Here is a 23351-nt window from a genome sequence, read left to right as displayed (position 1 = left end):
GCGCTATGGCTGTCGCTCGTCGATCAGGCGGAGCAGTTTTCCCGTCCGGGGGTTGACCGTGAGCCGGGCGGCCGGGACCCATTCCACGCTCAACGGGTTGATCAGTCCGGCTTCGACGTGCTCGGCGAACATCGGGCGGATCTCGTCGAGCCGCGCGGCGATGGCCTTCCCGGCGGTGACGGGATCGCCGAGATCGCCGGCGACGCGGAGGACCAGCTCGTCCTTGGCGGCCTTGCGGCGTTGCACCACCTGCATGCCGGCGAGGGGCCGGCCGTCGGCCACATGCCGGACCACGGCCCGCAGATCCTCCAGGTACAGGGTGATCGGGCCCACGCGGGCGCCCTCGTCGGAGCGGCCCAGCAGCCGGAACCGTCCGTCCTCACGGTCCACCCACTCGCCACGGTCCCCGGTGGGGTACCGGATCACCGGCATCAGACGCCGGGCGAGATCGGTGACGACCAGTCGGCCGGGCCTGCCGGGTTCCGTGACCGGTTCGCCCGTGCCGTCGTCGACGATCTCCATCACGGTTTGCGGCCGGTGGGTGCGGTGCACCCGGGGGTCGGGGTCGTCCGCCACGGGTGCGCCCAGCATTCCGCCGTCCACACTGCCGTACCCCATGGAGCGGATCGAGGCGTTCGGGAACGCGGCTTCGAGGAGCGGGCGTTGGTCCTCGTAGAACGACTCGCCGCCGAACATCACGAGGTGCACGTCCGGGGCGGGGCAGCCGGAGTCGTCGAGGCGGGCGGCCAGTTGGCAGATGGTGGTCGGGGGACCCATCAGCGCGGTGGTGGAGAATTCGTGGATCACACGGGCCGTGTACTCCAGCGGCGCGGATCCCACGGGCAGGTGCACGTTCGGTACCGACGACTCCTGCAGACACAGCACGTTGAACAGGAAGCTGGCGTACAGCTCACCGGCGTAGAAGAGGTTGGCGATCCGGTCGCCGGGGCGCAGTCCGGCCTCGGCGAAACCGTTCCCCTGCAGCCTGGCCATACCCAGCAGTTCTCGCCGGGTGTAGACGGAGAGCTTGGGCTCGGTCGTGGTTCCGCCGGACTTGAAGACGATGCCGTCGGTGAGGGGGCCGGTGAGGACCCGGCTTTCGTGGGCGGTGTTGGCCGCCCAGAAGTCCGCGTGGTCGAGCACGGGCAGGTCCTCGATACGGACCGGTCCGGGTGGGAGAGGGGCGTAGAGGTCGCGGTAGAAGGGCGAGTGCCGGCGGACGAAGTCGACGAGTTCGGTGAGTCCAGTGCGGGGAGTGAGAGGGGTGAGGTCGCGGTCGGCCATGGTGGGGAACCTCCTTGTTCCTTGTTCGTCGGGCCGGGGCTAGTCGTTCTCGGTGAGGCGCAGGCCGAGATTCGTCACGTGGTAGATGCGGGTGCCGTCCGCCCACAGCCAGCCCTCGGCCACGGTGTAGGGCCCCTGCTCGGTCTCGCCGGTCTCGGTGATCTCCAGCTCGACGGTGATCTTCCTGTTGCGCGGGGTCACCTGGCCGCGGTATTTCCAGGTGACCGCCCGGCCCGGGAGCACCGGTTCGAAGCGGGGCCGCCGCAGACCGGCGCCGAGGCCGCTCTCGACGGCGTGGAACTGAAGGAGCTGGTACATCGCCTGCACACCGAGCGATCCGGGCTGCACCGGGTCCTGGAAGAAGTGGGCCTTGAAGAACCATTCCTCGGCGTCCACGTCCTTCTCGGCCCGCAGCCGTCCGAGCCCGGCGCGTCCGCCGTCCGGCCACCAGCCGGTCACCCGGTCCAGCATCAGCAGCATGGGACCCGGCAGGGCGAGTGAGCCGTCGAAGTACTTCGCGGGCCGCGTGGTGAGGTCGACGGAGAACGTGCACGGTGTCGTCGGAGCACGCCACTCGTCCTGCGACGGCGGCAGGCCGACCTGATCCTCGAACGCCGCCGGAGGGAAGAAGCCGAAGACCGTCGTGAGGGTGAACACCGGCTCGTCGTCGGCGAAGCACTCCACCCCGAACGTCTCGATGATCATGTCTCCGCTGTGCGCGATGTCGAGCAGCCGGGTCCGGGTGCGCAGCACTCGCGTCCCCGGACGGACCTCGCCCAGGACCGTTCCCGTGCCGTCGAGGTTCCGGAACAGCAGATCGGAATCGTGGTCGAGCGCGCTACCGACGTACGAGGCCAGCCAGCCGCCCGCCTGGAGGACGACCTCCATGAGCACCGCGAGCGGCATCGCTCGGAAGCCGTTCTGCTCGAAGTACCAGACCTCGTCGGGCACGTCGTACTCGACCTCCACGGCGCTCCCGGCCCGGGTCACCCAGGGCGGGCCCTCCACCGCCACGACCCGGCTCATGAAGTGGAACGGCGGCCCCGGCAGCCTGGCCAGCCGACGGGCGCTGTCGAAGGGGGTGTAGGCGGTGCCGAACGCCTCGCTCGGCTTCCCCCAGGCGCAGGCGAGCATGGCGGCGTAGTCGTAGCGGAACCCCTGGACCTCGGCGACGTCCGTGGACTCGCGGTGGCCGGTCAGACCGGCGAGTGCCTGTGACGGCACCGGTACGCCGGTGGGCTGGACCACCGGGGGCGCGAGTTGCCGCCAGTGGGTCAACGGCCAGTCCGGGACGAGCCGCAGCCGTACCCCACGGGCGTGGAAGGCCTTCACTCCGTCGACCGTGCAGAGCACGTCCGCCACGAGTTCCGGCTCGGGGCCGGCGGACAGCCCCGCCACGAAGACCTCGTACGTCAGCCGCTCGCTGTCCGGGGTGACCTGGCCCCTGCAGACCATGGGTATGGGGCTGTCCTGCCCCGGTTCGAAGCGCCAGCCGTCACGGTCGACGGTGAATCCGGCGGCGGCGAGGTGGAAGGCCATGGCCTGGAGACAGCCGTCGAACATCAAGGTGCCCGGCATGCACGGGTCGTCGGGGAAGTGGCCCTCGAAGAACCAGTCGTCCGGCGAGACGGGCGTCTCGGCCCGCAGATAGCCGCGTCCCCAGGGGCCGCCGACGGGGTCGAAGACGGGGATCTCGTGCAGGAGCCGCATCCGGCGGCCGTCCGTGGAGGAGTCCGTGGCGGGGTTCGTGGCGGCGTCCGAGGACGAGTGCGTGGCGGCGTCGCCGGTCCGGGGTGTGCGGATGTGGGTGCGGGTGAGTTCCCAGCCGGGGCCGAAGCAGTCGGCGGGGCGCCCCTCGGTGAACGCCCGCAGGGCGTCGGGCCCGAAGGACCGGGCGGTGGGGGAGGACACGGGGAGTGGGTCGAACGGCAGCTGGGGGTCAGGTGTTTCGTCCCTCGGGGACCACAACACCCCGCCTGTCCGGGCGAGTTCGGCATCGGTGAAGAAGCCCGCCTGGCCCTCGCGCATGCTCAGCCGAAGCTCGTCGCCGACGTAGCAGTCGTAGTGGAAGAAGAAGAGCCGCACGCCCCCGTGCTCGCCATGGCCGTCGATGTGGATCTCGTAGCGAAGGGTTTCGCCCGGCAGGGGAGGGCTGCCGTGGTACGTCAACTCGCAGCCCAGGAGGCGGTACACGCGCTCCCCCCGGTTGAGCAGGTCCACTCCGAGCCAGCTGATCAGCAGCAGGTCGGCCTGCCCCGCCTCGACCATGAGGCCGGCCGGCATACGGCCGCAGGGGTCGAGGTACCAGCTGTCGAGACGGACGTCCGTCTCCGTCCAGACGGTGCCCGTACCCATGGAACCCGGTTCGGCGTCGATCCCCGTGACGCGGTCCGCCAGCAGCATCGGTGGCGCGGGCATCCGGGTCTGCCGTGCATACCGGTCCTGTGGGGCGAACAGGGGCCCGAACACGGCGGAGACGGGGCCGGTGGCCAGCCGTTCCAGGTCGGCTCGGGTGAAGGAGGGGCCGTGGGGTTCCTGGGGAGCGGCGGGGGCGATGGGGGCGGGGACGACGGGAGGGGGCGCCGCGGGTGGGGGTGCTGCCGTCAAGGGCACGGCGGAGGCCCCGTGTGCCGCCAGGGCCATCGCTGCGCGGTGGCGGGACGCCAGGAACTCCTCGTGGACCCGGGCGTGTACGGCGAGGAAATGCCGGTGGACCGAGGCGACGTGGCGATGTGTCTCCACGACCGCGTCCCTGAAGGCGGCCGTAGGCCCGAAGGCCGTGGCCCCCAATGCCGTATGTCCGAAGGCGTTGGTTCCCGCAGTCGCCGCGACGACCGGCGCGCGACCGAGGTCGTGCCCGGACGTTCCGGCCGGCGCAGGAGACGGAGACGGAGACGGAGACAGGACCGTAGCCGGGTCCGGGTCCAGGGCAGGGGCAGGGGCAGGGGCAGGGGCCGGAGGCGGGCCTACACGGGCCGGTTGCCGCTCCGGAGGCGTGGGAGCGTACGGCTCGGTGGCTGGTCCGGGCAGGTGGGGCGCGCGGAGCATGATCTCGTGGGACGGCGCCTCGCCGGGGCGCGGCAGCCGTACCGGGGCCGGGTGGGCGGGGAACGTGATCTGACGGCCGGGCGGCCGCCGCCCGGGCCGGGCGGCGGCCAGCCGGTCGCACAGGGCGTCGATGTCCGCCGGTAGCCCGGCCGCCACCAACTCGACGGCCGCGCCCAGCAGTTGGGTGACCCCGCGTCCGGCGGGCGCGTCCAGCGACACTGCGAGATGCTCGCGTTCGCCCAGGACGCGGCGGATCCAGCCGGCGCAGAGACCGCGCGGACCGTGCTCCACGAAGACCCGGACGCCGTCCGCCCACGCCTGCTCGACGGTCCGGGCGAAGTCGATCGGCCCCAGGGCCTGTTCGGTGAGGGCGTCGGCGGCGGCGTCGGCGCTCGCGTGGTACCAGCGGGAGGTGGCACAGGTGTAGAAGCGCACGCCCACGTCCTCGGTGGGCAGATGGTGCATCTGCCGCCAGGTGGACCGGATCTCCGCCAACTCCGGTACATGTGCGGCCACTTGGTAGGGAATGTGGAGCACGTGCTCGCTGCCCAGGCGTTCCAGGACCCGTCGGCAGCCGGTCGCCTCACCGCCGAACACACAGGAGTCGTGAGCGTTGACGACCATGAGGTGGACGCACGGCTCGTCACCGATGGCGGCCCGTACCCGCTCGACCGGCTCCTCGACCTGGTAGCTCGCCCACTCGGTCCCCCGCACGCCCTGCTCGCGCCAGGCGCGGCGCGGGACCCGCAGCTCTCCCACGACACCGTCGGCGAACAGCGCCGACCGCCGGGCCTCGGCAGACAGACTGGTGACGTCCTGCCAGGCGCCCAGCGCGGCGAGGGCGCTGGACTCACCGGAGGAGTAGCCGAGCGAGGCCTGCGGCTCGATCCCGAGCACCGTGCGCGTGATCCGGGCATGCAGCTGGCCGACCACGGAGGCGCCCCAGATCTGGTCCAGCGCGCTCCGGGGCCGTGGCGACTCGCCCTCGTGGGCCCAGCCCACCAGCCCGTGCAGCGGGCCGCTGCGCTCCTCCACGGCCGCCAGCAGGTCGGGGAAGGCCAGCATGACGTCGGCCCCCATCCCCGGATACGCCATCGAGCCCCCGGAGAAGACGAAGCCCACCTCTCCCGCCACGGGTCGTTCGTGGAAGGCCGTGAGGTCGGGCCGTACGCCCTCGCCGACGAGCCACGTCCTCGCGGCCTCGGTGCGGGCGGCGAGCTCGTCGGGCCCGGCGGCGGCCAGGGCGAGCCGCGCCGGCCCACGCCGTGATTCCCGGCCGTCCGCCAGGGCCCGCATCACCTCGGCCCGGCTGTCTCCGGAGAACACGTGGATCCGCCGGGGGAGTTCGGCGAGGTACGGAGCCGGGTCACCGGCGCGCAGCCGGACCCGTCCGGCGGATCCGCCGAGCGGCGTGACCCCGGCCGACGCCGTCCGTGCGCGCAGCGCGGGCCGGGCCGGGGCGCCGGCCCGGGGGACGGCCCGATGGCGCAGGCCCAGCGCGGCGGCCACCACGGCGAGCAGCCCGGCGGCGGCATGGGCACGGCCGAACAGGTCGCTCGGATCGAGGTGGTCCGTTGCGCTCGCTCCCGCGTCCGGTAGGTCTCCCACCGTCCATAGTTCTGCCGGGTCCGCACCGCTCTCGTCCGTCGCTTCCACATCGAGGAGGGCGATGACGGTGTCGCCGTCGGCGCGGGCGTCGGAGAGCCGTTTGAGGACGACGACGAGTGCCGCGTCACCGGGCGGCTCGTCGCGGTCCAACGCCGCCAGCGCCGCCCGGTGGACGGGCTCGTACGAGAGGTCGACCGCGCCGATCAGCACGGCATCGACGTCGGGGCCCCGCAGTGCCTGTACACCGAGTTCGATCGCCACCAGCCCGGAGGCCTCCTCGGCGCTCACCGTGAATCCCGGCCCCGTGAGGTCGAGTTGGGCGCTGATACGGTTCGCGACCACGTTGGGCATGCTCCCCACGACGGCGGAAGCGGACTGGGGCGCCCGCACCGCGTCCCGCAGGGCCCGTACGCGGTCGGGGTCCGTGTTCTCGGCGAGCAGCTCCGGTATCCGCCAGCGCGCGATGTACCGGGCCACCTCGGGGTCGCAGCCCATGCCGACGAGCACCATGGTCCGTTCCTTGGGCAGAGCGGTCCGGGAAGCGGCCTCCCGTGCCGCTTCGAGCACCAGAAGCTGCTGGGCGAGGGTCTGTTCGAGGTCCAGCGGAGGGAACCGCAGCCCGTCCAGGGCGACTTCTACGGTGGCGCGGGGTGCGTTCCGGTGCTCGCCGCCGAGAAGCGCCTGCCGCAGGTCGTCCGCGTCCCTGCCGTCTCCGACGCGCGCGCCGATGGCGACGAGGGCGATGGGTTCGGTGCGGGACACCGTGGCGGACCGGGATCGCGGCCGATCCGCAGCCGAGGGTACGCGTCGTGGCGGGAGAGCCGGAGTACCGGAGTCGTCGCCGGTCCAGGCGTCGACGATCAGGTGGGCGTTGTTGCCGCCGAACCCGAAGGCGCTGATCGCCGCGCGACGCGGCCCGGTCCACACCTCGGGCTCGTGCAGCAGCCGGAGCGGTGTCCCCGACAGTGCCTCGACGGGTTCCTCGGCGCCCAGCGTGGGGGGACGGACCCCGGCGCGCAGCGCGCCGAGCGCCTTCAGTAGTCCGGCCGCGCCTGCGGCGGTGATCAGGTGCCCCACATTGGACTTGACCGACCCGGTCGGCAGATCGCGCGAATCGGCGAAGACGCCGGCCGCGCTCTCGACCTCCACGGTGTCGCCGACGGGCGTGCCGGTGGCATGGCATTCGAGCAGGCCGACGCTGTCCGGAGCCACGCCCGCGGCCTCGTACGCCTGCAGCATGGCCCGCCGCTGGCCGTCTCCGGAGGGTACGAGCAGGCCGCTGCCCCGGCCGTCGTTGGACAGGCCCACCCCGCGGATCACCCCGAACACCGGGGCGTCGGCGGCGATCGCGTCGTCCAGACGCATCAGGGCGACGAATGCGGCGCCCTCGGCGGGCACCAGCCCGTCGGCGTGCCGGTGGAACGGTCGGCTCCGTCCGCTGCGGCTCATCGCCGACAGGCTGCAGAAGCTGACGTGGAGGAAGAGATCGTCGGCGGCGTTCACCCCGCCCGCCACCATTAGGTCCGCCTCGCGTCCGTGCAGCTTGCGGCAGGCGAGCCCCACCGCGTAGAGGGAGGACGCACAGGCCGCGTCGAGGGCGAAGCCGCCCAGTCCCAGGCCGAGTTCGTCGGCGGCGAGGTGGGCGGGCAGGCCGGACATGAACCGGTTACGGGGGTCCGCGGGCCCGGCGGTGTCCCGCTCACCCTGCCAGACCTGCTCGGCGTAGGCCGCCATGCCGGTCGTGGGGAACGACAGGTTGCCGAGCACCAGCCCGGCGCGGTGGAGCAGGCGCTCCTGTCCCGCCTCGCGCAGCGCCGCGGCGGCGCCGTGTGAGGTCCAGTGGAACACCTTGTCGAGCGCCGGGTCCCGTACCGTGCCGAGCGGGTCGGTGCCCGGGCCGGTCGGGGACTCCCTGACGTAACCGCCGATCCGGGACCACGTCCGGTCGGTGAGGTCCGTGCCGTTGGTGCGGTCGGGGCCGTCGATGCGGTCGGCCGGATCACCGACCGCCCAGGCGTCGGGCAGCCGCCAACGGCCCTGCGGGGCCTCGGTCAGGCTCATCCGGCCGGCGAGGATGTTGTCCCAGAAGGTGTCGGGGTCCGGGGCGTCCGGCAGCGCGCAACCCCGTCCCACGACGGCGATCGGCTCGAAGCGCATGGCGGGGCTCACCTCCTGTCACCCTTGCTCGCCGGGGCCGGCCGTCGCTGCGAGCCCTTGGAAGCGGAAGCGGAAGCGGAGGCGGAGGCGGTGGGCGAGGCGGACGCGGGAGAGTCGGGGCGACGGACGAGGGTCACGTCCAGCAGTTCCGAGTGCACCGTGCCGTCCTGCTCCACCACGGCGATGTCGCACGTGACGTCGAGGTCGCCGGAGCCGCTGCCGGCGACCACGACACATGTCGCTCCCGCCCCGACCGGGCCGCGTCCCGGCGTACGGACTTCGCCGACGCACATGGGAAGGAAGGCGGCGCCGTACGCGTGCTCGGCCCACTTCAGCGCGAGTTGCAGGCCGGCGTCGACCGCTGCCGGATCGGTGTGCCAGCCGTCTCCCGGCCAGTCCAGGTCGCGGACACCGCGCACCCGGGCCTCGGCGCCCGCCGCGGAGATGCCCTCCACCGAGGTGATCGCCTGGAAGGCCGGCCCGTGGAACAGCACCTTGCCGTCGTAGATCTTCTGGGCCGGTGGCGGATCGAGGTGTTCGGGCGTCCTGCGGGTCCGTCCGGGGAGGGGCCGGCCCGTCAGGACGTCGGCCGTGGCTCGGTAGTTGGGCCGGGGCGAGCCGTCCGAGAGTTCGAGGACGATGCCGTGCGGACCGGACTCACCGTCGGTGGTGCCGCTGCCGGAGGAGGCGGAGGACGTGCTCCGGACGCTCAGCCGGTGTCCCGGGTCCCTGCCTTCCGCGAAGTCGACGAGGTCGATACGGCTGAGCACGCGCAGGTCGCGCAGGACGAACCCGGCCGCGTCGGGACGCCATACGCGGGCGGCGCCGAGGAACCACTCCACGACCAGCGCCATCGGCACCACGGGTGCCGTGGCGACGGAGTGGTCCATCAGATGAGGGTGGGAGCGGGCGCTGAGATGGAGGTCGCCCGCCGTGGCCGGTTCGGCGGGCGACCCCAGCGAGGTGGAGGCGTCACCGGCGGTGAGGGTGACCCTCACCTGACCGGGCTCGCCACGCAGTTCCCGGACGAAGGCCCGGGCGCCCGCGTCCGGCGGGATGAGCGCCACGCCCTGCTCGCGGAAATGCTGCCGCAGCTCCGGCCCCACCATGCCGCCGTCCCAGGGGCCCCAGGCGAGGGACCTCACCAGGCACTCGGGACGGGCCGCGGCCACGGTGGAGGCGACCTGCGCCAGTACCTCGTTCGCCATGGCGTAGTCGCCCTGGCCGGTGTTGCCGAAGCGCCCCGCGACGGACGAGAACACACAGACGAGGTCCAGCGGATCGTCCGCCGTCGCGGCGAGCAGCGCACGCAGGCCCTCCACCTTCGTGTCGAAGACGTCGTCGTACTGGGCGTCGGTCTTGTCGGCCAGCGGCCCGTCCGCGAGTACGCCGGCGCCGTGGACGATGCCGCTGATGGGACCGTACTCCTGGCGTGCCGTGTCGAGCGCCCGGGCCAGAGCCTGTGCGTCGCGGGTGTCCACGGACAGGTAGCGCACCCGGGAGCCGGTCGCCTCGATCGCGTCCATGGTGGCCCGGATCTCGCGGACGGCCAGCAAGCGGGCGGCGAGCGCGCCGATCTCGGCCGGGCCGGGCACCTTCCCGCCCCGCTCGCGGGCCTGTGCGACGAGCAGGTTCTTGAGGGCGGTCGCGTCCGTGGCGTCGGCCAACCCTGTTGGCTCGTCCACGAGTTCGGTGCGGCCGAGGAGGACGACGGACGGCAGATGGGCCTCGGCCAGGGCGAGCAGCGCCAGCGCGGTCACGCCCCGGCCGCCGCCGGTCGCGACGATCACGGAATCGGGGCCGAGCCGCTCGGAGGTCTCCGGTTCCGTCCCGGCCGGGGAGAGCGGCAGGACCGTGTCCACCAGCGTCAGGCGCGTGCCGTCGGCGCGCAGTCCGATGTCGCCCGACGAGCCGCCTCGGAGCAACTCGGTGGCGAGGAGTTCGGCCAAGGTGTCGGCGTCCCGGTCGGCCCGCTCGCAGTCGACGGCCTTGACCCATGCGCCGGGCCACTCCTTCGCAGCGGTCCTGGCGAGCCCGGCGGACCCGCCGAGCCAGGCGCGATGCCCGTGGGCTCCGCCGAGACCGAAGTCGCCCCCGGTGTCCTGGACGGTGACGAACACGCCCGCCCGATCGGCGATGCACCGGGCCAGGGAACGGGCGGCGGCGAACGCCTCGCGGTTGACCGAGGTCGCCGCCTCCGCGGTGGGCGACGGACGCAGACCGGTCAGCAGCACCAGGCCGCAGACCTTCTCGTCGGCCGGACTCGCCGCTCCCGCCGACCCGGCCGACCCGGCCAAGCCGGCCGACTTGGCTAATCGGGACAACTCGGCCTCGGTCGTCACGGCGGCCCGGATCCCGTGCTCGCTCAGCCTGTCCACGAGGCGCCGCGCCACCCCTGTTCCCTCGTCGGTGACGAGGACCCGCCCTTCCCGCAGGCCCGGCAGCTCCGACCCCGGCAGCGGCGCGGGCACGGTCGTCGTGACGGCCCGGGTGAGCGGGGCGGGCGTATGCGCCTCCTCCCGCACCACCTCGGACCGGGCAGGGGGAGGCGGTGCCAGGCGCACGACAGGCTCGGCGGCGGGACTGCCGGGGCCGCCCTCTCCGTGGAGCTTGTCGGCGATCTGCCGAAGAGTGCGGAGCGGAGCGAGTTCGTGGGGGTCGACCGTGGCGAGTGCCGGGACCTTCTCGCGCAGTGCGGAGAGGATCTGTACGCGCTTGATCGAGTCGATGCCCAGGTCGGTTTCGAGTTCCATGTGGAATTCGAGGATGTCGGCCGGGAATCCGGTCTTCTCGGCGACGACTTCGAGGAGCAGCGCATCCACGTCGGGGGCTGCGGGGCCGGCCTCGGCAGGAGCGGCTTCGGCCGGGGCGGGCTCGGCGACCGAGGGCGCCGGGGGCACACGCGCCGGCTCGGGCGTGGCCATGGATACAGGCATGGGCGTGGGCGCAGGCATGGGCATGGAAGGCGCGAGCGGGGTGAGTTCCAGCGCGGGGACGCTCACGGCGCCGTGCTCCACGGCGGAGGCACCGGCCGAACCGAACGAGGACGCCTCGAAGGTCCGCAGGAACTGCAGATGGGTCTCCGCCATGGTCCGCTGGAACTCCGCGTGGGCCTCTGCCGCCTGGCGCTGGGTCTCCTGGAAGGCCTGCAGCCACGGGTCGCCCATCGCGGCGGCCACGGGCTGCGGCGCGGTGACCGGCGGTACGAGTGCCGCCGCAGTGGCCGCGCTCGTCGACGCCGTCGTAGCGGCCCCGGCTGTCGGAGCCGCCTCGGTGGGGACGGGACGCGGCAGTGCCTCGGCTCCGCCGGGCGGCGGGTAGAGGGCACCGTGGTTGGCGCCGGAGATCGGAACGGCCATGCGCGGGCGGGGCCGTGCTTCACGCTCCGCCTCCGGCGAGGTCCCGCAGGCGTCCCAAGTTGCCTCCAGATCCACGCGTACGCCGGACACGGCCAGCGTACCGAGGGCTTGCTGGAGGGCCGTGAGGCCGTTCACCCCCCGGCGGTCCAGGCTGACGGCCAGGTGATCACGGTCGCCCAGGATCTCGGCGGCCAGCCCGGTGAGGGTGGCCCCCGCCCCGACCTCCACGAAGGTGCGGACGCCCGCCTTGTACATCGCCTCGATCCCGTCGACGAAGCGCACCGGGGACAGCAGATGCTCGGCGAGACGGCCCCGCACCTGCCCGGGGGACTCCGGGTAGGGCTGTGCGTCGGCGTTGCCGTACACGTCGATCCGCGGCGGACGGAACTCCTCTCCGCTCAGGAACTCCGCGAACGGCTCGCCCGCCCCGGCCATCAGGGGGCTGTGGAAGGCCCCCGAGGCCCGCAGCCGCCGTACCGTGACGCCCTCCGCGCCCAACCGGCGCTCCAGCCGGGCGACGGCCTCGGCCTTCCCGGACAGGACGACCTGGTCGGGGGCGTTGTCGTTGGCGAGCCAGACGGTGTCGCCGAAGCCGTCGAGCAGTGCGTCGACGTCCTCGCGGGGGACACCGACGACGGCGAGCATGGCGCCCGGCTCCGAGGAGGCGTCGCGCATCAGTTCGCCGCGCCTGCGGGCTACACGTATCAGCGCGTACTCGTCGATGACGCCGGCGGCGTACAGGGCGACAAGCTCCCCGAAGCTGTGGCCGGAGACGCAGTCGGGTTCGACGCCCGTCGCGCGCAGTACGGCCAGCAGCGCCGCGCTCTGCACGGCCAGGGCGGGCTGGGCCCACTCGGTCCGGGTGAGCAGGTCCTGCTGCGCCGTCCGCTCGTCCTCGGTGAAGGCGGGGGCCGGGAACACCACGCGGTGCAGGGGGAGTTCGTCGTCGAGGCCGAGCCCGGCGGCCCGGTCCCAGACCTCTCGGGCGGCGGGAAGATGCAGGGCGAGGTCGGCGCCCATGCCCGTGTACTGGCTGCCCTGGCCGGAGAAGAGCAGCGCCAGCCTCCCGGGTGCGGTGGTTCCGGTGCGGTAGACGGTGCCGTCCGGGGTCGTCAGGGGGAGGTCGGGGGCGCTGCGGATCTGCCCGGCCACCCGCCGGAGCCGGTTCGCCAGATCCTCCGGGGACGACGCGGTCAGCGCGAGCCGGTAGGGATCGGACGGGCGGAAGGCGCGCTGAGCCTCCCGGGCCACGTCGGCGAGCGTCCCTCCGCTCGCCCCGTCAGGCTCACCGGTCCCGCCGGTCTCACCCGCCGTTCCTCCACTTCCGGAGGTCGCCCTGGTCGCCGCCGACTCCGCCACGGACAGCAGCTCCTCCGGCGACGACGCGCCGAAGACGAGCAGTTCGGTCGGAGCCGTCCGTACCAGCGCGGCCGGGCGGGCGCGTGAGGCCTGCGTGGGCACGTATTCCTCCAGCGTCATATGGAAGTTGGTCCCGCCGAATCCGAAGCTCGACACCGAGGCCCGCCGGGGCTGCGAGGGCGCCTTCACCCACGGGCGGGCGCGCGTGTTCAGGTACAACGGGCTGGTCTCCAACTCCAGTGCGGGGTTGGGGCGTTCCACCTTGATCGTCGGAGGCAGGACCTTGTGCCGGAGCGCCAGGACGGCCTTCAGCAGACCGGCGGCGCCCGCGGCGGACTTGGTGTGCCCGATCTGGGACTTCACCGAGCCGAGCGCGCACCAGGGCCCGTCCTGCCGGCCGGACTCCTCGAACACCGTGCGCAGGGCGGTGAACTCGGCCGCGTCGCCCGCCGTGGTCCCGGTGCCGTGCGCCTCGACCAGTTCGACGGTGTCGGGCCCGTACCCGGCGGAGGCGTACGCCCGGCGCAGAGCACGGGCCTGCCCGGCGGGAACGGGGGAGTAGATGGCGCTTCCCCGGCCGTCGGAGGACGTACCGATGCCGCGCAGGACGGCGTGGATCCGGTCGCCGTCGCGCTCGGCGTCGTCCAGGCGCTTGAGCGCGAACATCACCAGTGCCTCGCCGAGCATCGTGCCGTCGGCGGCGTCGGAGAACGGGCGGCAGTCGCCCGTGCGCGACAGTGCCGGGGTCTTGCTGAAGCACATGTACATCAGGATGTCGTTGAGAGTGTCGACGCCCCCGGTGATCATCAAGTCGGCCGTACCGACCGCCAGTTCGTTGGCGGCGGCGGTGACGGCGGCCAGGGAGCTGCCGCAGGCCGCGTCGGTGGTGAAGTTCGTGCCGTGCAGATCGAACCGGCTCGCGATGCGCCCCGCGACCACGTTGCTGAGTACCCCCGGAAACGATTCCTCCTGCCAGGGCACGTAGTGGGCGGCGATCCGGTCGCAGATCTCCTGGGCGTGTTCCTCGGGCACGCCGCTCTCCCGCAGCGACTTCAGCCACACCGGCCGTTGCATCCGGTTGCTCATGGTGTGCAGCAGTTCCAGGGCCGCTGTGCCCAGGATGACGCCGGTCCGTTCCCCGTCGAACGCGGCCGGGTCGCTCAGACCGGCGTCCGCCAGCACTCGTTCGGCGACCGACAGGGCGAGGAGCTGGGTGGTGTCGATGGACGGCAGGGCGTTGGGCGGGATGCCGTACGCGGACGGGTCGAAGTCGATCGCCGGGAGGAACGCGCCGCGCCGGGCGTAGGTCCGGTCGGGGGCGGACGGATCGGGGTCGAAGTAGTCGTCGATGAGCCAGTGGTCCTCGGGCACGTCGGTGATCAGGTCCCGGCCGGTGAGGACGTTCCGCCAGAAGCCTTCGGTGGTGGACGCGCCCGGGGTCAGTGCGGCTGTTCCGACGACGGCGACGGGGACGTGAGCGGGACGTGCCGGTCCTGCTGGTCGGGTCGGTCCGGGTGGCGTGGGCGATGCCGTCGAGGGGACGGATCCCGTGGGTTCGGTCGATGCGGTCATGGCGTTCTCCGTGTGCAGCACGTGGGGATGCCGGGCGGTGCGGCGGGGGATCGACGAGGCGGAGGGCCTGGGACGAGGAAGGCCTGGGGATGACGGACGCGGACGGCCTGGGGACGAGGGAGGTGGGCGGTCCGAGGCGTTGACGGGCGGGGAGAGACTCAGGCCAGCGGCCGTGGCCGGTAGGCGAACGCGGCGGCGGGCAGCGGGACACCGTGGCTGCGCAGTTGCTGCGCGCGGGTGACGACCGCCGCCCCTTCGAGGAGGTTCAGCGCGATCTGGACGGCGGAGCGGTTCTCGGGGCGGCCCAGGAAGCTGTCCTTCGTCCATCGGTTGAAGGCGCCCATCGCGGGGCCGCACCAGATCTGGTAGTCGGTGTGCCGGCCCGGCTCCCCGGTCATGGCCCAGCGGCTCGACCGGCCCAGATAGGAGCGGAAGAGCAGTGCCATACGGTGCTTGGGGTCCCGTTCCGCCCGGTCGAGCTGTCCGGGATCGCGGTCCCGCCAGTACCGGCGGGTGGTGGTCCACACATCGTCGACCGTGCCGCGCAGGACGTTCCGCTCCAGCCGGGCGCGCACGTCCTCCGGGATCTCCTCCAAGGAGTCGTACGAGCGGTACACGTCGTAGAGCTGCTGGGCCCGGGCGGCGAACATCGTGCCCCGACGCAGGACCTGGAGCCTGACGCCGAGTTCGAACATGTCGGAGGCGGGCGCCATCGTCACGTCCGCCACATCGGCCGCGCCGAGCAGGATCTTGCCCTCGTCGGACAGTCCCGCCTCGACGGACACCTGGTTGACCGAGCCGGTGACCACATAGGCGGCGCCCATGGCGAACGCGGCGGCCACCGCCTGCGGGGTGCCCAGACCGCCGGCGGCGCCCACCCGCGGCGGCGTCCGGTAACCGTGGCGGGCGGCGAGTTCGGCGCGCAGGGCCAGCACCACGGGCAGCAGGACGCCGAGCGGCCGGTTGTCGGTGTGGCCGCCGCTGTCGGCCTCGACGGTGATGTCCTCGGCGACCGGCACGTGCGCGGCGAGGTCCGCCTCCCGTTCGGTGAGGTCGCCGCGTCCGACGAGAGCGCGCAGGATCTCCGGCGGGGCTGGGGACAGGAACTGCTCGGCCACCTCCGGCCGCGACACCTTCGCGAAGATCCGGGTACGCCGCAGGACACGGCCCGCCGGGTCGGTGGTGAGCCCCGCGGCGGCGCACCGCACCACCGCGGGGGTGAGGGCCATGTAGGCGGACGCGGAGACGACGGGTACACGCCGGTCGATCAGGAGGGCGGCCACCCGCTCCTCCAACTCCGGTTCCTGCGGGGAGTGGATGAGATTGACCCCCCAGTTCCGTCGGCCGCCGAGCCGCGCGCCGAGTTCCGCGGTCGCCCGCTCGACGTCCCGGTGATGCAGTCCGCCGGCGCCGAAGAACCCCAGCAGATCGGCCTCCGCAAGCGCGGTCACCATCCGGGTGGTCGCGATGCCGTTGGCCATCTCGCCCCCGGCATAGGGGAAGCGGACCCCGTGATCGGCGCAGAAGCCGTGATCGCCGAGCCACTCGGGGTACAACGGCGGCAGTGTGCCGAGCACCCGGTACCGGCCGTCGGCGTCCGGCCCGGTCCGCGCGGCATCGCCGCCCGGAGCCAGACCCATGCGCCCGGTGGCCTGCTCCCGCACGATGTGCACGGGTTCCCTGACGCGGTGCGCGTGGCGTACGAGCGCGTCGTCGGCGAAGTCGGGAGCCCAGGGGAGGCCGCCGTCCGTGCCCTGCGGCGATGTCCCGCCGTACGCGCGCCGGCCGTCCTCGGTGAACATGCTCTCTGCAACCATGTCCCGTTCCTTATCCGGCGCTGGGGGACACGAGGACGCGGTCCTCTGTCCAGTCGACGGTCAGTACCCGGCGGGCGAAACGCCACCTGCCCGCCGTACGCCGGTAGGAGTCCTGGTAGCGGATGGACCGCACCCGCAGTCTGTGCACGGCCTCGGCGGGGCGGATCTCGTGCGCCAGGCAGTACGTCTCGCCCGTGGCGCTGTCCCCGGCCAGCCGCACCGTGTGGTTGCCGACGAAGTGCGTGGTCACGACGCACGACTCCAGCACGGACAGCGCGCTCGCCCAGCCGTCGCGCCCGTCGAACACGCGGGGCGGGCGGCCGGTGCCGGACGGGCGGTTCAGGACCAGCTCGCCGTCCTCGTCGAAGAGTGACGCGAACAGCTCCGTGCTCCGCCGGTCCAGGGCGGAGGCGTACGTGTCGACGAGGCGGCGCAGGTCCAGCCGGTCCCGCACCTCCTGCCAGCCGTCGACCGGGCCGGAGGAGAGAGGGGAGCCGGGGAAGAGGCGGGAGTCGGGGGAAGCGCCGGGGCCGGTCGGGTTGCTCGGTTCGTCGAACTCGCTCGCGCCGACCGGGTTGTTCGGATCAGGCGAGGGGACGGGGGCGTGTGGTTCGCCCAGGTCGTTCAGATGGGTCACGTGTTCCGCCAGGCGGGAGTGGGGGGTCGTCGTCTTCCGTGGTGCGGGGGTCAGCCGCCGCCCGGGGTCTTCGCGGCCACCGGCAGGGGGATGCCCAGGCCGTGGATGATCCGTTCGCCGAGTGGCTGGAGGAGTGTGTACAGCCGGTGCGCGCGCTGCGCGCCGAGGGCGTTCCAGGGTGCCGAGGCGAAGCGGTCGGTGAGCGCCTCGACGGCGTCCCGGGCCGCGCGGCCCCCCGGGGTGAGGTCCCCGGCGGAGTCCAGCAGCCCGCGGGTGCGGAGCCGCCGCTCGCCCTCGGCCCACTCCTCGTCGGTCCAGCCCCGGCGTGCCTGGATGCTCTCGCGGACCTCGCCGCCCGCCGCGGTGATCGTCACCAGTGCCTCGACGCCGTCGAACTCGGCATGCGTCAGGGCGGCGACATGCCCGTCACCCCGGTACTCGCGCAGCGTCGTGGCCGCCTGCCACAGCGCGAGATGGGGTGCCCGCGGGAGTGCGAGGACGGCGTTCGCGGCGCCGAGCGGACGACCGGGCGCACCGCACGCGGCGGCGGCCGAGGCCGCGAGCGACGCGGCCTCGGCGACGTCCGTACCGTCGACCGCGTCGCCCAGCAGCGCGCGCAGCGCCGCGTCCACGCCGGCCAGCCGGGCGGCCAGGATGTCGTCGGGCAGCGCGGCATCCCACACGGACGGGACCGCCCGTGCGACCAGACCCGGCTCGAAGTGATGGAAGAGCGCGGAGACCACGGCCGCCGGGGCCGGGCCCAGCGGAGCGGCACGTCCGCCGAAGTAGCCGCGCCACATGCCCTTCAGCCCGACGTCCGAGAACGCCTCCTGAACCTGGGGCGCGTAGTAGAGCACCGCGTGGTAGGGCTCGATGACGTCGTGCAGGGCCCGGGCCGTGGTCCGGGGTGTCACGGTCGGCGCGCTCACCGGGCGGCACCTTCCATCAGCGGGCCCCTCGTCCCGTCCGGCTCTTCCTCCTCGGCCGGAGCCGTGGAGAAACGCAGCAGACCCGACAGGCCCCGCTTGTCGATCTCATTGGCGACCATGAGCCGTTGGACCTCGGAGGTGCCCATCCAGATCCGGTCGACGCGGACGTCGCGGTAGAGACGTTCCACCGGGTTGTCCCGCATGTAGCCGCGTCCGCCGAAGATCTGCACCGCGCGGTCGACGACCCGCCCGGCGGCCTCGGTCGCCGACACCTTGGCCATGGCCACCAGAGCGTTCAGTGTCTTGGGGTCGCCGCCTCTGTCGATCTCCCACGCGACCCGGTGCACCAGCAGTCGGTTGACGGCGATGTCGGTCGCGGAGTCCGCCAGCATGGCCTGGATCAACTGGTGCCTGATGATGGGCTGTCCGCCCTGCACCCGCTCGCGCGCCCAGTCCGACGCCAGCCGCAGCGCGCGCTCGGCGGCGCCCACGGCGTGCGCCGCGACCAGGACCCGTTCCTCGAAGAAGGTGGCCTGGACGAGGTCGAGCCCGGCACCCAGCTCCCCGAGGACGGCGTCGTGGCCCACCGCCACATTGTCGAAGGCGAAGTGCGGGTGTTCGTAGGCGAAGTGGTGGGTGTAGCGCGGTGTGGCGACCAGCCGTACGCCCGGTGTGTCCTTGTCGACGAGGAACAGCGTGGGAGCCCCGTCGGGCCGGACGATCGCCAGCACGATCAGATAGTCCGCCAGATCCCCCAGGGTGACGAACCACTTCTCACCGGTGATGCGGTACCCGTCAAGGGTGCGCTGCGCGACGGTCGCGATGCGCCGGGGGTCGGAACCGGCGTCCGGTTCGGTGATGGCCCTGGCCCCGAAGCGCTCGCCCCGGTTCTCCGGCAGGAGATACCGCTCGCGCTGCTCCGGGGTGGAGGCGAGCAGGGCGGCGGCGGTCGGCCGCCACACGGCGGCCCACAGACCATTGGTGAGCGTCCCGAGCTCCTCCTCCACAGTGACCTGCTCGACCCAGCTCAGCCCCGCGCCTCCCCACGCGACCGGCGCGTTCATCGCCTGCAGACCACTGGCCAGTACGGTCCGCCGAAGGGCGGCTCTGCTCTCCGGGCTCAGCCCGTTGTCGGCCTCGCATTCGTCCTCGTAGACCGCGATCCTGCGAGCGAGGTCCACAGCGCTTTCCTTGAGTTCGGCGAGACGTGGAGAGTACGAGAAGTCCATGGGGCGCCTCTCTGTGCGCGCAAGCTCGGTGCTGCTGGGGGGCACACAACGGCCCTGCTTCCAGCGGGCCTTGAGTCGGAGGGGGAGAGGAAGCGGGGCACGCACCCGGCACGGCCGGAGCCGGGAGCGGCCTGTCCCTGGCACCACCATGAGGTAATCCGGGCCGCCCAGCTACCCCCGTCTGAGGGGGAGGCGCGGGGAGACGACTACTGAATGCCGGGTCAGAAAGCCGCCCTGGACGACGGGGCCGGCATGGGGCGCGATGCCTGCGCCATGCGTGCACGTGTCACTTCACGAAGGATCTGACAGATCGTCAACTATGTTTCTGCTGTGCACTCTTGACGTACTTGAACCCTTGAATAACTGTTCTTCTGACGACGGGGGAGTCGACCACAGCGAAGTGTCCCCACTGTCGGTCAGGTAAGGAGTCGACCCGGCCGTGCTACCGGCGGAAGACAGCGAAGAGGCCGCGGCCGCCCGCGCCGCGGTCCTGGCTCTGCGCAGAGAGAGCGGGATGCCCGTCGCCGGGGTGGCCTGGGTCGTCGGCCCGCGACAGCTGCGGATCAGCGAGACGAGCGGGGTGAGGTCACGGGACCGCCGGGGGATGTCCGTGCCGGCGGGGACCGGACTGATCGGCAAGGTGCTGACGACCGGCCGGCCGGCAGCGGTGAGCGACTACCTGTCGGCGCGGCAGATCAGCCATGAGTACGACTCCTTCGTCGAGGCCGAGGGGGTGCGGGCGATGGCGGCGGCGCCGGTGATCGTGGGCACCACCGTCCGGGCCGTTCTCTTCGTGGCGTCGCGGGACGCTGTACGCCTCGGCGACCGGGTGCTGACCGCGGTGACGCAGGCGACGCGCGACCTGGAGCAGTTCCTCGCCGCCCATGAACAGGTCCACCGGGTGCTGTCGGAGGCCCGGGCCGTAGGCGCCGGTACCGCGCCCCGTGACGGCGCCGCCCTGGAACGCGTCCACGAAGCCCACGCCGAACTGCTGGACCTCACGGCGACACTCGGCGACGACCACCTCAGGGAACGCTTCCACGAGGTGTGCTGCCTGCTGGAACAGGGCTGTTGTGCCGAGGCGCCCGAGTGGCCACCGCCGGAGCAGGCGGCGCGTCTCTCGCCACGCGAACTCGACGTCCTGACCGCGGTCGCCGCGGGCTGCACCAACCCCGACATCTCCGAACGGCTCGACATCGGCCTGGAGACCGTCAAGGGCCATCTGCGCTCGGTCATGCGCAAACTCGGCACGACCACCCGCTTCGAAGCGGTCACCGCGGCACGGCGGGCGGGGCTGCTGCCGTGACCCCGGCCGATCCGCCACCGGAGCGGCCGGAGTCACCGGGCGACACGGACGTGCCGCCCACCACGGGGCACCCGCCCCGGCTGTCCCGGCCGGGCACGGCGGCGGTCGCCCGGGGCGGCCCGGCGGCAGCGTGGTGGTGGCCGGTTCGCTCGGCGCGGTGGACGGCACCCTCAGGCGGCTCATCGGCGGAATCCCGCTGATCGACTCCGTGGTCCTGGCGCGGCCTTCCGTGTGCTGTTGCCGGTGCACACCTGAGGGTGGGTGTGGGGTCGTGGCCCGGTACTCGTCAACCGCGGTGTACGACGGTCACGTGCACTGTGCACGCGTCGCCGTCCGGTCATCGCCGTCTCCGGGTATCACGTGCTCTCTCACGTTTCCTTCCCGGAGGACTGCGTGCCCGCCGGTCGTCGCTCGTTCGGTCGGTCGTCATGCGTTCGAACGGGGCCGAACATAGCGGAGCGCGTAGTGGTCACAGGCCGTCAACTGCGTGGTGCGGGGGAGCTTCTGAGTCCCAGGTGATATGACTCCCTCCCGGGTCCGGCTGCCCCGAGGCGCCGGACCCGGGAGGGGGCATCGCGGCTGTCGTATCGACGCCGCTGCTTCTTCCGCTTCCTCTACTTCTTCATCTTCCAGGCCCAGTGCAGGCGGTCGAGCCCGCTCTGGTTGTTGACCTTCAGGCTGAGGCGGGTGCCCGTGCCCTGAAGGGTGGTGAGGGAGTAGGTGTCACCGTTGCGCAGGCCGGGCCAGTAGACCGAACCGAGGCGCAACTCCCGGATGACGTCGGTCGCGGCCTGGATGTAGGCGACCTCGTTGGAGCCGTTGACCGGGCCGTTGTAGTCCAGGCCTGTCGTCATGGAGGCACCGAACTCGTCGAGGATCGTGCGCGAGGCGCAGGTGCCGATGCGCTCCTTGAAGTCCGCCTTCCACTGGTCGACGCTGGTCCAGTCGGTGTGCCAGAAGCCGTAGTTGTGCAGGGCGATCCGGGTCCCGTCGAGCCGGCTGTCGGCGCACACCGGCTTGACGTCCTCGCTGTACTTGAAGCCGCCGATGAGGACGCGGTCGCGGGGAATGGAGCGGTGCTTGCTCAGCCAGCGGGCGGCCACGTCGCGCCACTCCTGGGAGGTGTAGCCGAACGGCTCGTTCATCGGCTCGAAGTACACCTTGGAGTTGGGGCTGTAGGCGGAGGTGATCCGCTTCCACATCCGGTCCCAGGAGGCCTGGTCGTCGATCTTGCCGTCCTTGGCGTTGTCGGCCTCCCAGTAGCCCAGGATGACCTTGAAGCCCTTGGCGGTGGCGGCGTCGATCGCGGCCCGGTACGACTTCCAGAAGGGGCCGTTCACGGACGTGGGGTTGACCGGGAGCCGGACCGTGTTGGCGCCGAGCTTGGAGAACCCGCCGATGATCGCCCGGGACTTGGCGTAGGTCGTGGCGTAACTGTCGGTGGTGGACAGGCCAGAGGGCACGACGGCGTCGTCGGCGTAGTTGTCGCGCGGGTCGGCCCAGTTGACGCCGCGGAAGTCGCTGACGGGCGGCGGCGAGGCGTGGCGGGAGGCGGCGGCTGCGGGAGCGGCGGACGCGGGGGAGGCGATGACTCCGCCGAATGCCGTGACGCCGGCCAGCGACGCCGCGAGGCAGGCTGTCCCGCGATGGTTCTTTAGTGGCACCAGATCCCTTTCAGGGCAGTTGCGTCCGCGAAACCTTGGGGTACAGGTCGGCGGCTCTGTAACTCCCGCAAAGTAGAAGAGATCTCGAACAGAGGTCAACACATCTGCACACCAAATTTCATCAAGAAAACAGAACTACGACCCGCCCACGGCCAGTTCCGACCCGGTGAGGCGTACCCGGATGCCGTCCTCCTCCACGCGGACGTCCCGCAGTCGCATGGTCCCGTGCTCCGGCTCCGGCAGTTCGAAGGACAGGGACAGCCGGTCGGCGAGGACCGGGCGGGTGAGCCGGGACAGGGCGTCGAGGAGGTCGGGGTCGAGGCCCAGGCCGCGCAGCACGGCGGGGTTGTCCAGGGCCAGGTCGATGAGATTGAGGCTCTGGGCCTGGCGGGCGAAGCGCGGGGAGCCGGTCAGTTCGGCGAGCTTGCCGTCGTCGCCCAGTGCCTCGCGCGCGGTCGCGTCGGACACCCCCAGCCGCCGTACGATCGCAGGGACCGACAGCAGCGCCTTCGCCTTGCGGGCCTCCCGGGCGAGGGCGGCGGACGCCTCCGGCGTCAGATGCAGGCCGTCCGAGGCGCGCGAGCCGGGGCGGTAGGTGGCCAGGTTCCCGATGTCCAGGCGCATGCCGCCGATCCGGGTGGCGATGCCCCTCTCGCCCTGCCGCTGGATCGTCGCCTCGGCGCGCAGCCGCAGGTCACGCCCGGCGACCGGCAGGGTGCCGCGCGCCCGCACCCGGTCACGACCGTCCCCGGTGAACGTCACCTGCGACGCGCCGAGTTCACGGTTGAGGTCGGCGAAGGACAGCAGCACGTCCCCGTCGAGCCGCGGGACGCGGGCGCCGCGCACGGAGGTGAGACCGTCGACGTCCAGTCGTACGTCATGGGCCGTGGCCGACACCTTCGCCAGCGACACCCGGTCGGCCGCCACGTCCGGCACGGTCACCCGCACCGAGTCCAGCCGCTTGCCCGCCAGTTGGGTGACGAAGGGGAAGCCGCCGATCTCCACCTCGGGTGCTGCGGCCAGGTCCAGCCGGTCCTCCAGGGCGTCCGCGGCCGCGTGTTCGGCGTACAGCAGTGCCCAGCGGTCGGCCAGTGTCACGAACGAGGCGAGGACGACGACGCCCACCACCGCCTTCACCGCGAGGGGCAGCCGGCCGAAACGGCCACGCCGACGCCGGCCGCCGCGACGATGGACGGGCGGGGTCCACTCGGGCTCCGGCTCCTCCACCCGCTCCGCGGCGCCCTCGTCGAAGAAGTCCTCCAGAGAGGTCACTTCCAGTGGGCCGTCGTCGAGGGTGCCGAGTTCGTCGTAGGGGTTGCGGGGCGCGTCTGAGCGGTCGTGGGCATGCTGTTGCGGATCTGTGCGGTGGGGGGAGCGCATCG

At 72.6% G+C, this 23351-nt stretch carries 10 protein-coding genes; 1 reads left to right on the top strand and 9 read right to left on the bottom strand.

The features are described from left to right. Positions 1-3 precede the first annotated feature (3 nt). From OG858_RS02375 to OG858_RS02345, 7 genes are all read right to left on the bottom strand, one after another. The gene (locus OG858_RS02375; protein WP_086746407.1) at positions 4-1284 is read right to left on the bottom strand and encodes a phenylacetate--CoA ligase family protein; all 1281 of its coding nucleotides are present in this window, start codon (positions 1282-1284) and stop codon (positions 4-6) included. Positions 1285-1323: 39 nt separating this feature from the next. Beyond that, positions 1324-8097: a beta-ketoacyl synthase N-terminal-like domain-containing protein gene (locus OG858_RS02370; RefSeq protein ID WP_328545180.1), complete on the bottom strand. Its 6774-nt coding sequence runs from the start codon at positions 8095-8097 to the stop codon at positions 1324-1326. Between the two features lie 8 nt (positions 8098-8105). After that, positions 8106-14387: an SDR family NAD(P)-dependent oxidoreductase gene (locus tag OG858_RS02365; protein WP_328545181.1), complete on the bottom strand. Its 6282-nt coding sequence runs from the start codon at positions 14385-14387 to the stop codon at positions 8106-8108. A 158-nt stretch (positions 14388-14545) separates the two neighbouring features. Then, positions 14546-16204 carry a PfaD family polyunsaturated fatty acid/polyketide biosynthesis protein gene (locus tag OG858_RS02360; RefSeq protein ID WP_328545182.1) on the bottom strand — a complete coding sequence of 553 codons (1659 nt, stop codon included), beginning with the start codon at positions 16202-16204 and terminating at the stop codon, positions 14546-14548. A 10-nt stretch (positions 16205-16214) separates the two neighbouring features. Then, entirely contained in the window at positions 16215-16841 is a 627-nt protein-coding gene (locus tag OG858_RS02355) for a nuclear transport factor 2 family protein (RefSeq protein WP_179201236.1), read from the bottom strand. A gap of 50 nt (positions 16842-16891) precedes the next feature. After that, positions 16892-17770: an SCO6745 family protein gene (locus tag OG858_RS02350; protein ID WP_328545183.1), complete on the bottom strand. Its 879-nt coding sequence runs from the start codon at positions 17768-17770 to the stop codon at positions 16892-16894. Next, complete coding sequence (locus OG858_RS02345) at positions 17767-18999, bottom strand: acyl-CoA dehydrogenase family protein (protein ID WP_330346558.1); 1233 nt, start codon at positions 18997-18999, stop codon at positions 17767-17769. Before OG858_RS02345 ends, OG858_RS02350 begins: the two co-directional genes overlap by 4 nt. A 439-nt stretch (positions 19000-19438) precedes the next feature. Here OG858_RS02345 and OG858_RS02340 point away from each other — a divergent pair, with 439 nt between their 5' ends. Continuing rightward, a complete protein-coding gene (locus tag OG858_RS02340; RefSeq protein WP_328545185.1) occupies positions 19439-20305 on the top strand; it encodes a LuxR C-terminal-related transcriptional regulator in 867 nt (288 codons plus the stop codon). Positions 20306-20919: 614 nt separating this feature from the next. Here the strand turns inward: OG858_RS02340 and OG858_RS02335 are convergent. Together OG858_RS02335 and OG858_RS02330 are read right to left on the bottom strand one after the other, a co-directional pair. Beyond that, a complete protein-coding gene (locus tag OG858_RS02335) occupies positions 20920-21969 on the bottom strand; it encodes a glycoside hydrolase family 5 protein (RefSeq protein ID WP_328545186.1) in 1050 nt (349 codons plus the stop codon). Positions 21970-22104: 135 nt separating this feature from the next. Then, the gene (locus tag OG858_RS02330; RefSeq protein WP_319066227.1) at positions 22105-23349 is read right to left on the bottom strand and encodes an LmeA family phospholipid-binding protein; all 1245 of its coding nucleotides are present in this window, start codon (positions 23347-23349) and stop codon (positions 22105-22107) included. Positions 23350-23351: the final 2 nt, after the last annotated feature.

The sequence above is a fragment of the Streptomyces europaeiscabiei genome (genome assembly GCF_036346855.1).
GTDB classification, from domain to species: Bacteria; Actinomycetota; Actinomycetes; order Streptomycetales; family Streptomycetaceae; genus Streptomyces; species Streptomyces europaeiscabiei.
This window is presented reverse-complemented; position numbering and strand designations above follow the sequence as displayed.